Raw genomic sequence first — 16134 nt, forward strand, 5'->3', positions numbered from 1 at the left:
TGTAATAAAATCAGATTATTTTTGTTAGTGTTTGCACCGAAAAAAGTCGTAGTAATGAATTCATAAGTAAGTATATTTGCTGGCTCTTTAGATAAAGAATTTCCAAGAAATTATTTAAAAATGTAGCCCAGACTTTACCAGTTCTTCCATCAATTCCGCACAATTTATTCTTCCAACAATCCCACCTCGTCCTGCTGTCATATTTCTTAACAAAGCAGCAGGTACTCCATCTTTACTAATAAAATGAATTCGATACTCTGGTCCCCAGGCACCTTGGTTTTGATTATTCTCTTTGACGAAATTAATATTTGGCGTCCCACTTAAAAGGTAATCAAATGCTTCTTTTTTTTCATCTTCATTATTAAACACAACTTGACCATTTCTCCCATAGACTAACTTACTCATTATAGCTCCTCCTTTTTAATTATGAATAATGATTGGAGATAATTGACATTGCAGTAACAAAATCGTTCTCTTCTACTTCATATCTTGAACCAAACCCAACATTTAAAACTTTAATAAAATTATCAAACGTATAAATAGTATCAATATTTTCATCAAATAAATTTTCTTCAATTGAGTTCGCCTTAGTTTTTAACAAAAGTTCTTGATATAGCACATCAACTCTTTGTGTATTTCCCATAGGATGAGCTTTTGTGATATGTTGCGATGGAGTCAGCGCAATTAAATTCTCTAAAAACATTGAAATCTCTGGATACTGATGCTCTGGAAAGATATGATGCATATGGATTGCTGCACCTGCTGAATAATCATCATTCAACTCTGAAATAGAATTGCGAAATTGGTCATTAAATTTTCGCAAATATTTTTTTGCTTTAATGGACTGATATTTGAAATATTTAACATTAATCTTAATTTTTCGCTGTTTATTCCATTCCTGTCGGGTCATACCTTTAGGTTTAAAATGATTAGAATCCCGAAAATTCTCACGATTATACATTAGTTCCGAGTAAGTAATTGGATACTTAGAAATTCTCCCTCTAGATGTTCCACATTTTCGAAGAGTATACGCCAATGGATTTATAACTTTAGTAAAAATTCTTCTTACTTCTATAATTCCATTAATTGGAGTATTAGAAATAATGAAATTTTCAAAATTATCTTTTAAACTTAAGTAAGCTTCTTGCGTTTGAGTATTAAAAAAATCTTCGAACCAATCCCAGATATCACTATCAACCAGTACTCTCTCACAATAGCTAGAAATAAATTTAAGCGCATTTCTTTCGTGCAGAGAAATGTATTCTAGAATATCTAAGTCATTTATACTGTAAATATTTCTATTTCCTTTTTTTGATTTATTTAACACTTTTGCATTTGCTAACATCTCCAAAGGCTGTGCAAAAAATTTATCGTACTCATTTTTTGATAATTCATGCTCTGTACTTGGTTTGTTAAAAATATCTCGAATATTTTCTTTTGTATATTTATAATGCCAAATATCTACGCTTGAAAAAGCTTCTAAACTATCCGAATCAAAAATATATTGCAATACACAATCTGCAATAATGTTTACAACATCAGGAGTACATTTTTGGTCAATCCAACGTCCATTTTTCTCTATTCGAATATCATAATTTTTTAGAGTTAAAAATTGCTTAACTTCCATTTCTGTAATCATCCAGATATCTCCATCCATATTTGTACTTTTTTCCATTTTATCATTATTGATTAAAAATTTCATTAACTATCATTACAAACAAACGTTCTAAAATGTCTAGTGTTTGTGGAAAACAATTTTGTTTTCTACTAAGACTATTTTTTGTAAAAACAGATAGATCCAAATTGATAGAATTCAGTCGTCTAAAATAAACTCGATCAAGAAAGGATATCTCTATGGATGATCATACTAATAAATTACTCAGTTTAACAGATAAAAATATTATTCCCCCTACAAATTTGCTAGAGGCATTACCTCCTAAGTAATTTATGGACGCTTAGATCACAATTCTTCTTGATGTACAAAATATGGAATTAAAAATGAAAGACAAGTGATTAAATTTGGTAGCTACCAAACCACGTTTCAATTATTACCGATTCATGTACATAAAACTATCTTAAATCTTAAAAAAATCGCTTTCTATGTAAAAAATGTGGTGCAAATTTCTCGGCTGAAACTTCTTTAGTCGATAGAAATTGTTCGATTTCTGTCGACTTTAAACAAAAATCATGACCGAATTAGTGATCAACTCCAGTAGAAAATACATTACTGTTCGATACTTCGTATCAGACGTAACGATTTTTCGAATCATGAAAGTAGCGGGGAAGAACGTGAAAGCTCGCTTTGACTACTTGCTTTCTATTCTCTGCTTTGATAAATTTAAAGCGGCGAAATCCTGTGTTGGGAAAATGAACTTTATCTTCATGGATGACCAAATGAATCAAATTCTAGGTCTTCTTGAAAGTCGCAAACTAGTTTATCTACGTGCCTATCTATCTCGTCACACCCGTTGAACAAAAGAGTATGTCCAATAGATCTAATATATCGTCAAAATACGAATACTCGATATTTTGAGTTAGCCAAAAGTATTTTTCCCCATGCACAAATTGTCACGGATTGTTTTTATATTATCCAGCATATCTAGCGGGCATTGAATCATTTACAGATTCAAATCATGGATACTTATAGCAACAAAGATCGCATGCAGTACAAACGACTTAAACGTTACTAGAAGTTATTTCTAAAGGATTTTTATCTATTGGATAGCTCACGCTATCGTTATGATTATCCTTTTAAGCGACCGATGACTAAAAAAAGCACCGTTGATAAACTACTAAGCTATGATTCTACATTGAAGCGAGCCTATGACACAGGTCAATTCTTTCTCTATCACTATAAAAAAGATACGAACAATTTTTCGAAGTGGCGCCTACCTAAGATATAAAACTTCCTGAGTGGTTTCGTAAGAAACTCACTCTCTTAAATAAATATTAAAAAGGAATTAAAAAAGCCTTCCAAACACATTATAGTAACAGGACGTCGGAAGGAAGAGACAATACAATCAAAGTCATCACACTTGTAGCTTATGGTTACCGCAATTTTCGTCACCGTATTTACTTGATTCAAGGCTTAGTTTTCCAATATCAATCCAGAACAAAAAAGAATCAATCGAAACACATTTCTACTTCGATTGATTCGCGATGAAATTCTTTCAATTTGAACTCACCAACTTTACTTGTCGAAGAGTCTGTGCAAAAAGCATTCCGTAATTAACTGAATACTTTTAATTATTTATACAGCCCAAAAAATTGAACGGAATTTGAATCAATATTTAAACTTCTTGTACTTAAATTGCGGGCAATTTTATAAAATTCTTCAAAAGTTGAACTGTTAAGGAATTCTAACTGCTTATCAGTGATACTGTAATCGGATATATTTTCTAAAATAGCTACTGATCCATTAACAACTGTCTTCTTAGGTTTTTTTATTACTCGAGGGTAATACGTCATATTTGGACTTAAGTAGACGTCATCTCGTTCATAGTAGTTACCGATTGAAAATCGTGATAATTCTTCAAAGTCTATATATTTATCGTATCCCTCAATTGATATAATTCCTGAACCATCCCTAGCAATATTTCTACTTTTTAAAACTCTAACATCGCCGGAATCTTTAAGTACAGTATTTGTTAACTGCCTATCTCGAAAAACTTTGAATACAGAAAACACCATGTTGGAAGCAATTTTATTAAAAAAATCATTCCTATATAGTAACCAACTGGGAAATTCATCACTTGTTAAATCTGATTGTTTTTGCTTATTATAAAAATCTTTTGTTACAGAATAACTTAAAGTTATATCAGGTTCTTTAGTTGTATCAACTAAAATTGCTATTGTTTCAATCAAAACCCCTTTAAAGCCCTTTTCCCCGAAATCTATGACTTTTTCAATAGAGTAAGGTTTTACTCTATTTCTAGTTTCCCCAAAATCAGAATTATTTAAAAAATATTTTGGCAAAATCAAAGCTACATAATTAGAAATAGCCGTCGCTTTTTGCATAAAAAAACCAGATATATTATTAGTGGTCATATCATTAAATGTAATTGCGTAATCTTGCAAACCATTTTTTTGATTTAATTTTAAAAATGGAGGATTTCCTATTACCAAATCATATTTCGTTGTACTTGAAATGAAAAACGGACTTAAAAAATCTTCATTGTGATATACTATCTCAACATTATTAGGAATTTTTCTGTAACTGTTCAATACTTTCAATAGTTCGATACTTTTTGAATCAATATCATTTACTTCAATAATGAGCTTGTCTGCATGCTGATATTTATCAATTATTGACTGCAAAAAATTCCCAACACCAACAGACGGCTCAAGGACATGTATTTCTTTTTTTTTTATATCTGGAAGAAAATTTTTTAGCGTATCCAAAATAGACGCATCTGTATAGTAGGCTGCGGTGTCATTTCTAGAATTATTTACTAATTCAGCTATCCTTGATAAATCATTTATTTCTAGATTCTCAGGATTTTTTTTTACAAATCGCAGAACATCCTCTCTATGCTGAAGGTTGTAATCGTTTATCAGTTGGTTTAATTTTTTCTTGTTTAGATTCATTTAATATCACCTTAATATTTTTTGCTATCTTCTGCATGATTATGGTTGGTACTGCCTCGCCAATACTTTGTCGAATATTAATTTCATTCTGTTTCAAATATTTCTCTTTATTAGAGAGGGACATGCTATTTAATGAAATTTCTGGAATTTCACTCCATTTAAATGTACTTGGAATATTCATCATTAACATTAATTCCCTAATACTAAAAACCCTATCATCAACTGGATGAACAGTATTTTGGCTAGCCATTATATCATTTCGTGTATGAATACACGGTGCTACTGCATCCCAACGCTGTCGAGTATATTTATCACCATTTTTTTGAACATTTGGAACAATTTCACCATCAATAAGACGATGTGGTCTTTTTAAAAGTTCATCGTTCTCAAAAGCTGAGTGTCCTGGTTTTACATCGTGAATCCAGGAACGCATGTCCTCTCTATATCTTTTAAAATTATGATATATATCTGTCGGATAGATTTCTCCCATCTTATCCAGACTAGGCAGATGCCCAATTACTTCTTTTAAATTTTTTGTACTTTCCCTTGTAGGATATAAGAAAGAAGGACTAGTCAAATTTGTAAGATCATTTCTTACCCCTATAACTAAAGTACGGGTGCGACTACTATTAGCACCATAGTCTTTAAAATTTATAACCTGAGACTCGTAACAATAATCTTCGCCTAACCAATCGTTAAATGCAGCTGAAATCTTTTTTTCAACGTTATGATCTATACATTTTGTATTCATAAATGCTCGCACATTTTCAGCAATAAAAAATTTAGGCTTAATTTCTTTAACTATTTCTAATGCCTCAACAACTAAAGAATTTCGCTCAATTGTTCCATCATTCTTTTTATGATTTGCAACGGACATACCTTGACAAGGAGCTGTAAAAATTATTACATCGATATCCGAAACATTTTCTAACTTTTTATACTGGTCCACAGCAAAAAATAATTTATTTTTTACAGACTGTTTAGTAATATCACCAAGTATATACCCGTCAGAATATTTCACTTTTTTATTTGCTCGTTGCACATTTAAACGTCTTTCAATTAATTCTGATGTTGCAACACCCTCAAACCCTTCTTGTTTAAAACCGAAACAACCTATACCTGACGAGCTAAATAAACTAATGTAATTCAAAACAACTCACCTCTTTCTCATCCATGAACATAATCTTTACTGTATCTATCAAAATATAGAATCTATTGTAACACATTTTGTAGCACTTGAGAAGGACTTAGATACAATCTTTACATCTACATTCCTATATAATCAGTATCTATTATTAAATAACAAATTACAAATCAATAGAAGCTATATAGCCTTTTAAAAGCAAATCAAGTTAAAGTTGACATATATATCTACTCATTGACCCATCTAATAACACCAATCACCTACCTTCTAAGGATAAATCTCTATAATATACTCTCTGCTCCAGCGCATCTATAAACAAATCATAATCTTTCCTCAACAATTCACCCAGATTAGGAATCAAGCTAAAAATTTATTCTATCATTTGCATCTCTTCTTGTTAATGAGCTTCTTAATGAGCTTCATAAATCTTTTTCAGGAACATCCTATCTCCATAAATTATTCAATAGAAATTTTCTGGAATCTAAAAAAAATTAAATCTCTATGATCAAGAGACTTAGCATTATTTTTATATAATGCTTATAATTATAAAAAATTAAATTCATATTTACTTTCAAAAAATATAACTTTTCTGTTATGTTTTATTATATAAAAATACTTGCGGTAGAAGATTATTAAACACTAACTTTACAGGCTTGATAAAAACTAGAGAAAAAGATGCTGAAAAGAGAAATAATGTACTTTCCATTACTGAGATGAATATATTGCGTTAATATCTTACTAGCAGTCATCGTAATTACTTTGAAACCTTAGTACTTATTGCTTTATCATTGTGGAGCATTACTTGGACTTAAACTCTATAATACTGAATGAACAAGATGCAATTCTTACTCGTGAATCAATAAGTCTGACTTCAAATGATAATAGTCTGCAAATTAAAAGTTCAGACGTAAAATAATTATAAATCAAGGATACTCACTCCCTTAAATAAATATAGAAAAGGAATTTAAAAAGCTTTCCAAACACCTTATAGTAACAGGACGTCGGAAGGAAGAGACAATACAATCAAAGTCATCACACTTGTAGCTTATGGTTACCGCAATTTTTGTCACCGTATTTACTTGATTCAAGCTTAGTTTTCCAATATCAATCTAGAACAAAAAAGAATAAATCGAAACACATTTCTGCTTCAATTTATTCTCGGTGAAATTCTTTCAATTTGAACTCGCCAACACCACTTGTCGAAGAGCCTTTAAAAGACAATTTTCTAATTTTTTTTAGAAATCAAAAAAAAACACCCTCCAAATGGAGAGTGTCTCGAATCTTTGATAAAAGATTAACGTTTTGAGAACTGTGAAGCTTTACGAGCTTTCTTAAGACCTGGTTTTTTACGTTCAACCATACGTGCGTCACGTGTAAGTAACCCAGCGCGTTTAAGAGCTAAACGGAAGTCAGGATCAACTTCTAGCAATGCACGAGCGATTCCGTGACGGATAGCTCCTGATTGTCCAGCGTATCCTCCACCGTTTACGTTAACAAATACGTCATATGCGCCTTTTGTTTCAGTAACGCCGAAAGGTTGATTGATAACTTCACGCAAGTCAGCATGTGGAATATATTCTTCAACATCTTTTTTGTTGATAGTAATTTTACCAGTTCCTGGTACTAAGCGTACGCGAGCAACTGCATTTTTACGACGGCCTGTGCCGATATATTGAACTTGTGCCAATGAAATTCCCTCCTATTAGATTAAGTTTGTGATGTCTAAAACTTCTGGTTGTTGTGCTGCATGTGGATGTTCTGCTCCACCGTATACATTCAATTTTGTAAATTGTTTGCGGCCTAAAGTATTTTTAGGTAGCATGCCTTTTACAGAAGTTTCGATCAAACGACGAGAATTTTTAGCACGCAATTCACCAGCTGAGATTGATTTCAATCCTCCTGGGTAGTTGCTGTGACGGTAATAAATTTTATCAGTCGCTTTTTTACCTGTTAATTTCACTTTATCTGCATTGATAACAATGACGAAATCGCCAGTATCCAAATGAGGGGTGAAAGTTGGTTTATTTTTTCCACGTAGTACAGATGCAACAACTGTTGAAAGACGTCCCAATGGAACATCAGTTGCGTCTACTACATACCATTTACGTTCTACTTCGCCTGGTTTGGCCATATATGTTGTACGCACGTTATTTTCCTCCAATTTAAGTTCTGATGTTTGACATACACTTCGAGTTTCCGGGGCTCTTTGTGGGGCAAACAATACCATTTAACATATTACCTGCAAATACCGATAATGTCAACGTTTTTCTGTGCTTCTGAAAAATTTAATTTTCCTTTCATTTTAGATTTCTCACTAGTTTGATGTCTTTTAAAAAGATATACCCGGTTGTATAAAAAACTGTTTATTTCTATATTTATTGAATATTATTTTTATTTTATCTTTATTTATGTATTTTTATTTAATTTATTGATTGCTTTTTTATTTTTATGGTGTTATCATTTGAAACATCTATTTTGAAAACACTTAAAAATAAAGGGGCGATTTTATGAAAGAAAAAATTATATTGGCTTACTCAGGTGGATTAGATACCTCTGTAGCAATCAAATGGTTGGCAAAAGATTATGAGGTGATTGCTTGTTGCCTAGATATTGGTGAAGGCAAAGATACAGCTTTTATTAAAGAAAAAGCACTTCAAGTTGGCGCAATTGCGTCTTATGCCATCGATGCTAAAGAGGAATTTGCTCAAGAATTTGCATTGATCGCGCTACAAGGTCATACGTTTTACGAGCAGTCTTACCCACTGGTTTCTGCGCTTTCTCGCCCCTTGATCGCAAAAAAATTAGTGGAATTAGCTCGAAAAACTGGTGCAACGACGATTGCTCATGGCTGTACAGGAAAAGGCAATGACCAAGTTCGTTTTGAAGTAGCAATCAATGCCTTGGCACCTGAAATGAAAATCATTGCACCGGTTCGTCAATGGCAATGGTCTCGGGAAGAAGAAATCGCCTATGCAAAAGAAAATGATGTGCCGATCCCAGCAGATTTGGAGAATCCATATTCTATCGACCAAAACTTGTGGGGACGTGCTTGTGAGTGTGGTGTGTTAGAAGACCCTTGGGCGACTCCGCCAGCAGGTGCTTATGATATTACGACAGCCTTGGAGTATACACCTGATCAGCCGGATATCATTGAACTCACTTTTGAACAAGGCGTTCCAGTTGCTTTGAATCAAGAAAGTTTACCTTTGTCTGAATTGATCTTGTCTTTGAATCAATTAGCCGGCAAGCATGGAATCGGACGGATCGATCATGTGGAGAATCGTCTGGTAGGGATCAAATCGCGGGAAGTGTATGAATGCCCTGGAGCGATCACTTTGATGCAGGCACATAAAGAACTGGAAGATTTGACCTTCGTTCGTGAATTAGCACATTTCAAACCAATGATCGAGCAACAGTTGAGCCAAATGATTTATGATGGTCTCTGGTTCAATCCATTGACCGATGCGTTGATCTCTTTCTTGAAGGCAACCCAGACTGCAGTCAATGGGACGGTCCGCGTCAAACTTTTCAAAGGAAATGTCATCGTTGAAGGACGTAAATCAGCCAATAGTCTGTATAACGAAGAACTAGCAACGTATACTTCAGCGGATACCTTCGATCAACAAGCTGCTGTCGGTTTTATCAAGCTTTGGGGTCTGCCATCGAAAGTCTATGCGGAAGTTCAAACGAAGCAACAAACAGCCGTAGGATCAGAGTAGCGAGTAAAGCAATCAAAAGAAAAGTAAGGTAAAAGCTGAGTGCGAACTCAAACAGGACCTTTTACCTTCTTTTCTTTCATTCAAAACATAGGAGGAATCACATGGATAAACTTTGGGGTGGACGGTTTCAAGGAAAAAGTGAACAATGGATCGATACATTCGGCGCCTCGATCTCCTTTGATCAAAAATTAGCTGAACAAGATATTTTAGGTAGTCTCGCCCATGTGAAAATGTTGGTCCATACTGGGATTTTGTCCGAGGAAGAAGCGCAACAGATCATCACTGGTTTGGAAAAACTGCAAACACGCTTAACGAATGGCACTTTGCATTTTTCGGTGGAAAATGAAGACATCCACTTGAATATTGAAAAATGCCTGCATGAGGAAATCGGACCTGTTGCCGGGAAACTACATACTGCTCGTAGCCGTAATGACCAAGTCGCAACAGACATGCACTTGTATCTAAAAGAAACGGTACTTGAACTGATCGACAAACTTCATTCGTTGCGCCAAACGTTCGTGGAAAAAGCAGCGGAGCATACGGCTACGATCATGCCAGGATATACTCATCTGCAACACGCCCAACCGATTTCCTTTGGCCATCATCTCTTAGCGTACTATCAGATGTTTACTCGTGACCATGAACGCTTCACAGAAAGCCTGAAACGAATCGATATTTCCCCGTTAGGCAGTGCGGCATTAGCAGGTACGACATTCCCTATCGATCGTTCATTCACCGCGACTGAATTAGGCTTTTCTGCTGTCTATGCAAACAGTCTTGATGCCGTCAGTGATCGTGATTTTATTCTAGAGTTTTTAAGTAATGCTTCTTTGTTGATGATGCACTTGTCACGTTTTTGCGAAGAAATCATTTTTTGGTGTAGTTATGAATGCCAATATATTGAACTTTCGGATACTTTTTCAACAGGCAGTTCGATCATGCCCCAAAAGAAAAACCCAGATATGGCAGAATTGATTCGTGGAAAAACAGGTCGAGTATATGGTAATTTATTTGGTTTACTCACGTTGATGAAGGGCTTGCCCTTAGCCTATAACAAAGATTTCCAAGAAGATAAAGAAGGCATGTTCGATACGAGTGAAACGATTTTAGCTAGTCTCTCGATCATGGAAGGCATGGTCAAAACCATGGAAGTGAACAAAGCCCGAATGTATGCAGCCACTCAAAAAGATTTCTCCAATGCGACTGAGTTAGCCGATTACTTGGCTGCAAAAGGCATCCCCTTCCGTCAGGCCCATGAGATTGTCGGTAAACTCGTCTTACATTGTACGCAACAAGGTTGTTCATTACAAGACATCCCACTAACAGAATTCCAAGCAATCAGCCCGCTGATCAAAGCCGATATTTACGACACCTTACTTCCGGAAACTGCCGTAAAACGTCGCAATTCATTAGGTGGTACAGGTTTTGACCAAGTAGAAAGACAAATTGAACAAGCACTACATCAGTTGAAAATAGACAAGAACTAAAAGAACATCTTGAGACAATGTTTCCACACGTTGTCTCAAGATGTTCTTTTTTAGTTTACATTTTTCAAAAATATGTAAAAAAAGTTCAGTCTTTCAAGAATAAACATGTCATACTTTATTTTAAAAAACTTTTTCATACAGAAAGGAAAAACTATTATGCATTTCTTCCCCTTTGTCGATCCCAACCGTCGACCACAAGCAGCGATCAAAAAAATGACAGAAGAACTTACACAAAAATTTCATGCAATCGATCCAGATTTGACTTTGATACATAATGATAACTTTATTGATTATGGTCCAGAGGTCTTTCCACAACTTTCGTCGATTTACTGGGATCCTCGTGTGCCAAATCATCCGATGGAACATTTTGTGTATTCGGAGTATCGATTGAAATATCAATTTTATACGCTCTATTGTTTTACACCTTATGGCGAACAAATTGATGAACATTACGGAAAAGTAAATCATTCGGATCGAAAAACGCTACAAGCAATTGACGATATGATATTAACTGTTATTCACACTTATCAAGCAAAAAACTTATCTTACTGGAAGGATTTATTTCCAGAAGAACAATTCCAACAAACAATCGCATCTCATTATCAAAGAACTTCACAGATGATCGGTGAAGGTAGAAAAAGTAGTCGACTAATCACCTTCACTGACCCTAAGCATCGACCTTTGGCCGCTGTAGAAAAGAATACGGAATTTCTAGAAACTCAGTTAAATCAATTAGATTCTCGACTAACTGTGACCCATGATGATTCATTTATTGATTTTGGTCCAAGTGATGGATATTTTCTTGCTGAGTGTCCTTATGATCCAGAGGAAGACGACCTAGACGACGATAGACGTGGTCTATCGGAGGAAGAATATGAGATTTGCTATGAAGATATTCCTCTATTTGGTTGTTCTCCCTATAACATAAGCTTTGGTATATATGGAGATTTTTACAGTAAATGGATGTTGAATATTGATTATCTTGATTTAAGAGAGCGATTGAATAACCCTACTTTAGCTATTATTCATCAATATCAGTTACATAATCTATATTACTGGCGTGATCATTATTCCACTGAAAAATTCCAATCTGAAGCCCTTGATTCCAAAGAACGCGGGCTACGACAAATCCACTCCTGAATATTCAAAAGGGTGTACTCAATGCTCAGTCAATTACAAAAAAATGACAGAAAGACTCTTGTAAGGGTATCCGTAAATCCTCGGAGTTTTACCCATTCGTTCCATGTTTTTTCATCTTTTGCTGGCGATGTGCCACTTAAATCAATCTCAACAGCCGGACGTGAGGTTGCTTCTTTGAAGGATCGATCACTCGCAAAGGCTAAGAGTGTCGGTTGGAAAACCGACGACAACAACATTACAACCATCAACAACGAGAACCATTTCTTTTTCCCATTCTCAGAAAATAAATTTCTGCTGTAATTAATAGAAAAAATAACACCCTGTCGAAACACGTCTCAAAGGATGTGTGTCAACAGGGTGTCTCTTATAGTTGTGATTCGCTTGTTTATGCGTCAATTCCTGGTGCTTTACCTAGATGTGCTTGTATCATCCAGATGCGTTTTTCTGTTGCTGCTTTAAAATCAATGAAGATATCTTGTGTTGGATCGTCGCCTTCTTCACCAGCAGCTTCAATTCCTTTTTGGAAAAGATCTGCTAAATAGCGGTAACCTGCGACTAATGTTTCTAAACGTTCTTCCATCGTGCGATCCCAACGACCAACTTCATCAGGGATTTTTGTGTTGTCTGCAAATTCACGTAACGTTGAATAAGGTGAACCATCTAATGTGATCAAACGTTCTGAGATTTCATCTAATTGTTCATTCAAGTCGTCCATGAAGCTGTCCATCATTGGATGCAATGTCAAGAATCCAGGACCTCTCATATACCAATGAGTTTGGTGGACGATCACCGACATTTGGCTTAAATCTGCTACTAATTGATTCAATACTTCTTTTGTTTGTTGAAATTTCATGTAATTCTGCCTCCTCGCATTTGCCTATATTAAAATCATAGTAAACTTTGAGGGAAAAGTACACTAAAATCCTTTAGATGAGAACGATTTTCATCCCCAGAGTAATGCTTTTTTTAAATAGCAAAAAATCCGCCAACCAAATAGAAAATATAACTAATGTCATCATTTACGATTCGCCTTCTTCATCTATCATCTCTATTGATAGATCCTCTCGTAGTTCCGCAAATAACTGAGAATAGCGGCTTAATTCTTGTTGTGTCGAAACAAACAAAGGATATATTTTGTTGTATATGCGGCTGGCTTTTTTCTGAACAGCCACTTGTTGTGCTAATTCAATATATGCGGAAGCTTCACCTAATGTTTCGATTCTGCCTTGACTCTGCCAACCTAATATGACTGCCCCTAACGCTGAGGCTTCTTTAACTTTTGGAAAACGGATAGGTTGTCCCAATACATCTGCCATGATCTGCCGAAATAACACTGATTGAGCAAAGCCACCAGTTGCACGTAACTCAATCACTTGATCGGGTGGACAGATACCTCGCAAAATTCGTTTGAGATTAAAACAAACCCCTTCCAGGACCGCTCGCATCATGTCTTTTTCTGTATGCCATCGTTGCAGACCAATAAAACTTCCAAATGCCTCCGCATCCCACAAAGGTGCTCGTTCACCCAATAAATACGGTTGAAAAATCAGCCCATTGGCGCCAGGCGGGACAAAAGCGATTTCTGAAAGGACTGCTTGATACGGATCTTCTCCTTGTTCCTTAGCTCGTTGAACGACATCTTGCATCAATGTATGGACCGCCCAATCAAAGATCCCTGCGCCATTACTTGTTGCTCCTCCGATGACCCAGTGTGTTTGATCCAAAACGTAACAAAAGGTTTCCATTGTTGGATGGAGCTTTGGGCGATTCGAAATAAATCGTAATGCGCCACTGGTACCGACAGTCAGCGCTGCCGTCGTCTCACCAAATGCACCTAAGCCTAAATTGGATAATGGCCCATCGGCTCCACCTAAAATAAATGGAATTTCTTGATCAAAATGAAATCTCGTACGAGCTTGTTCTGTTAATTTCGTGAACTGGGTAGTCGCAGGTGCTACTCTCGGTAATTGCTCTTCTTGTATCCCTAACTCTTCAAGAATAGGCTCTGACCATTGGAAACGGTGGATATCGAAGTACCCTGTGCCAGAAGCAGTACTATAATCACTGACTAATTCAGCAAACAGCTCATAAAAAAGATAGTCTTTGATCCCTACAAAATAAACCGCTTGCTCAAATAAATCAGGAAACTCGTTTTTCAACCAATTGATTTTGATCAATGGTGTCATTGGATGGATCGGCGTACCCGTCCGTTCATAGATCACTCGACCTTTTTCAGTTGCTTTTAATTTTTCTGCTTCATTGACGGCACGAGTGTCTGCCCAAGTAAACATACGAGTTAAAGGTTTTTTATTTTTATCTAATAAAATCAAGCTGTGCATGGCTGTTGAAAATGAAATGAATTGGATTGTCTGTGCTGGCAATTGTTGGATCACTTCATTGATGACCGTATACACTGCATGGACGATCAATTCCTGATCTTGTTCAGCCATCCCTTGGATTTCTTGGATCAGCGGGTAATGAAAGTAGGCTGTAGCTACTTCTTCTGCTTGTTCATTGAATGCAACTGCTTTCGTTTGCGTAGTACCGATATCGACCCCGACTGCAATCATTATTTTTTCCACCTCTCTTCTCCTTTTTTGCGTATCTTAATCAAAAGGAGGTTGGTCTGATGTTTCTTTATTTTATCATTGGTTGTTGCTTTGGTTCTTTTTTGTGCTTGGTCGCACAACGCGTTCCTCAAGACCTTTCTATTATTTCCCCTCGTTCACATTGTGTCAACTGTCACCAAACATTGCGTTGGTATGAGTTGATTCCATTACTTTCGATCCTCATGCAACGATTTCGTTGCCGCTCTTGTCAGACCAAACTTTCACCCATGTATCCACTGGCCGAGTTGATCAGCGGTACGCTATTTATGTATGCAGGATGCTATTCGCCAGATACAGTTCATTTGATTTGGCTATTCACTGCTTTTTTATTTTCGTTGATGGATATTTTTTACCTTGCGATCGACACTCGCATTCTTTACTTCTCATGGACTTTCTTATGGGCCTACTGGGTGCTGACTGAGCAGTTTCACTTAGAAACCAGCTTTGCGTTCGGCTTGATCAGTTACGGTTTGCTGCGTTATGGGCAAGCTTATTTAGGGGCAGGTGATACGTTACTCTTACTTAGTTGGAGTGGTGGGTTAGCCTCCACACATTTTCTCATGCTTATGTTTATCGCCAGTTGTCTTGGTTTAAGTTATTTTTGTGTCACTGCTTTACTCCATAAGAAAAGAAAGCATCTCCCTTTTGTTCCTTTTCTGAGTATTGCCTTATGGTTGGTCCTCTATTTCCGCTAGTACACAAAAAAGAAGAAGCATCTAGAACAAAATGTCCGACCTTCCTCTTTTCTTATTACTTAAAATTCATATTTTCTAGTAACTTATACTGCTAGTCTTTCCAGTTTTTTCTAAGGAATCCCGCCCGACCAGAGCCTTCACGATACAACTGATAATGGATCTTGTTTTTCTTGTAGTAATCTTGATGATACTCCTCTGCGGGATAAAAGGTCGTACGAGGTTCGATCTTTGTGACGATCGGTTGATCGAAACGGCCACTTGCTTGTAACTGTTGTTTTGAGTTTTCTGCGGCTTCACGTTCTGCTTCATCACTATAATAAATGACCGGACGATAAGAGTCCCCACGATCAGCAAACTGCCCTAAAGCATCTGTCGGATCGGTCTGTTGCCAATAAATCTCGACCAATTGTGCATAGGTGATGATTTCAGGATCATATTCGATTTCTACCGCTTCAGTATGACCAGTTGTTCCAGTCGTCACTTGTTCGTAGGTTGGATTTGGTACATGTCCTCCAGTATAACCGGAAGTAACGGAGAGGATACCTGGTTGTGTTTCAAAAGGTTTGACCATACACCAAAAACAGCCACCTGCAAATACAGCTTTTTTCACTGCCATTTCTTATCAGCTCCTTTGGTTTTATCATACTCGTTTTCATTGAAATAAATAGTAATATGCTTGTTTTACCCCCTACCGGTATTTTTAGCCTATTTTTATTGTTTTTCTTTTATTATTTGAAAACTTGTGGATAAATT

The 16134-nt window shown here is 36.0% G+C and carries 15 protein-coding genes and 1 pseudogene; 6 read left to right on the forward strand and 10 right to left on the reverse strand.

The features are described from left to right. Positions 1–114 precede the first annotated feature (114 nt). Together EM4838_RS13825 and EM4838_RS13830 are read right to left on the reverse strand one after the other, a co-directional pair. Positions 115–405 (reverse strand): hypothetical protein, encoded by a 291-nt coding sequence (locus EM4838_RS13825; RefSeq protein WP_071867940.1) that lies wholly within the window; start codon positions 403–405, stop codon positions 115–117. A gap of 19 nt (positions 406–424) precedes the next feature. Further along, the gene (locus EM4838_RS13830) at positions 425–1639 is read right to left on the reverse strand and encodes a hypothetical protein (protein WP_081367471.1); all 1215 of its coding nucleotides are present in this window, start codon (positions 1637–1639) and stop codon (positions 425–427) included. Positions 1640–2959: 1320 nt separating this feature from the next. On the opposite strand from EM4838_RS13830, the gene EM4838_RS16910 reads away from it, so the two are divergent. Continuing rightward, positions 2960–3163: a transposase gene (locus EM4838_RS16910; protein WP_108173767.1), complete on the forward strand. Its 204-nt coding sequence runs from the start codon at positions 2960–2962 to the stop codon at positions 3161–3163. 83 nt (positions 3164–3246) lie between these two features. Here the strand turns inward: EM4838_RS16910 and EM4838_RS13835 are convergent, their stop codons facing one another. Beyond that, positions 3247–4587, reverse strand: coding sequence for an Eco57I restriction-modification methylase domain-containing protein (locus EM4838_RS13835; RefSeq protein WP_081367482.1), 1341 nt, complete (start codon positions 4585–4587; stop codon positions 3247–3249). Next, positions 4529–5737 carry a DNA cytosine methyltransferase gene (locus EM4838_RS13840; protein WP_081367481.1) on the reverse strand — a complete coding sequence of 403 codons (1209 nt, stop codon included), beginning with the start codon at positions 5735–5737 and terminating at the stop codon, positions 4529–4531. The genes EM4838_RS13835 and EM4838_RS13840 overlap by 59 nt, the downstream gene beginning before the upstream one ends. A 977-nt stretch (positions 5738–6714) precedes the next feature. Here EM4838_RS13840 and EM4838_RS16915 point away from each other — a divergent pair. Further along, positions 6715–6825 (forward strand): annotated as a pseudogene (locus EM4838_RS16915) (hypothetical protein); the annotation flags it as partial. A 200-nt stretch (positions 6826–7025) separates the two neighbouring features. Here the strand turns inward: EM4838_RS16915 and rpsI are convergent. Then, entirely contained in the window at positions 7026–7418 is a 393-nt protein-coding gene (gene rpsI, locus EM4838_RS13845; RefSeq protein ID WP_010733940.1) for a 30S ribosomal protein S9, read from the reverse strand. Positions 7419–7433: 15 nt separating this feature from the next. Further along, entirely contained in the window at positions 7434–7862 is a 429-nt protein-coding gene (gene rplM / locus EM4838_RS13850) for a 50S ribosomal protein L13 (RefSeq protein ID WP_153830627.1), read from the reverse strand. A 376-nt stretch (positions 7863–8238) separates the two neighbouring features. Here rplM and EM4838_RS13855 point away from each other — a divergent pair, with 376 nt between their 5' ends. The 3 genes from EM4838_RS13855 to EM4838_RS13865 all read left to right on the forward strand — a co-directional run bounded on the left by EM4838_RS13855 (position 8239) and on the right by EM4838_RS13865 (position 12077). Then, entirely contained in the window at positions 8239–9450 is a 1212-nt protein-coding gene (locus tag EM4838_RS13855) for an argininosuccinate synthase (RefSeq protein ID WP_071867567.1), read from the forward strand. Between the two features lie 101 nt (positions 9451–9551). Continuing rightward, positions 9552–10937: an argininosuccinate lyase gene (gene argH, locus EM4838_RS13860; RefSeq protein ID WP_071867568.1), complete on the forward strand. Its 1386-nt coding sequence runs from the start codon at positions 9552–9554 to the stop codon at positions 10935–10937. 156 nt (positions 10938–11093) lie between these two features. Then, positions 11094–12077: a hypothetical protein gene (locus tag EM4838_RS13865; RefSeq protein ID WP_071867569.1), complete on the forward strand. Its 984-nt coding sequence runs from the start codon at positions 11094–11096 to the stop codon at positions 12075–12077. 29 nt (positions 12078–12106) lie between these two features. Here EM4838_RS13865 and EM4838_RS13870 read toward each other — a convergent pair whose 3' ends face one another. From EM4838_RS13870 to EM4838_RS13880, 3 genes are all read right to left on the reverse strand, one after another. Then, positions 12107–12322, reverse strand: coding sequence for a hypothetical protein (locus tag EM4838_RS13870; RefSeq protein WP_233433741.1), 216 nt, complete (start codon positions 12320–12322; stop codon positions 12107–12109). A gap of 140 nt (positions 12323–12462) precedes the next feature. Beyond that, the gene (locus tag EM4838_RS13875; RefSeq protein ID WP_062805959.1) at positions 12463–12930 is read right to left on the reverse strand and encodes a Dps family protein; all 468 of its coding nucleotides are present in this window, start codon (positions 12928–12930) and stop codon (positions 12463–12465) included. A 166-nt stretch (positions 12931–13096) separates the two neighbouring features. After that, positions 13097–14650, reverse strand: a complete 1554-nt coding sequence (locus tag EM4838_RS13880) for a gluconokinase (protein WP_071867595.1) — start codon at positions 14648–14650, stop codon at positions 13097–13099. A gap of 56 nt (positions 14651–14706) precedes the next feature. Between EM4838_RS13880 and EM4838_RS13885 the strand changes: the two genes are divergently transcribed. Then, positions 14707–15381: a prepilin peptidase gene (locus tag EM4838_RS13885; RefSeq protein ID WP_071867570.1), complete on the forward strand. Its 675-nt coding sequence runs from the start codon at positions 14707–14709 to the stop codon at positions 15379–15381. Between the two features lie 91 nt (positions 15382–15472). Here EM4838_RS13885 and msrA read toward each other — a convergent pair whose 3' ends face one another. Further along, positions 15473–15997 (reverse strand): peptide-methionine (S)-S-oxide reductase MsrA, encoded by a 525-nt coding sequence (msrA, locus tag EM4838_RS13890; protein ID WP_010733927.1) that lies wholly within the window; start codon positions 15995–15997, stop codon positions 15473–15475. Between the last annotated feature and the right edge of the window lie 137 nt (positions 15998–16134).

Source organism: Enterococcus mundtii, assembly GCF_002813755.1.
In the GTDB taxonomy this organism is placed as follows: domain Bacteria; phylum Bacillota; class Bacilli; order Lactobacillales; family Enterococcaceae; genus Enterococcus_B; species Enterococcus_B mundtii.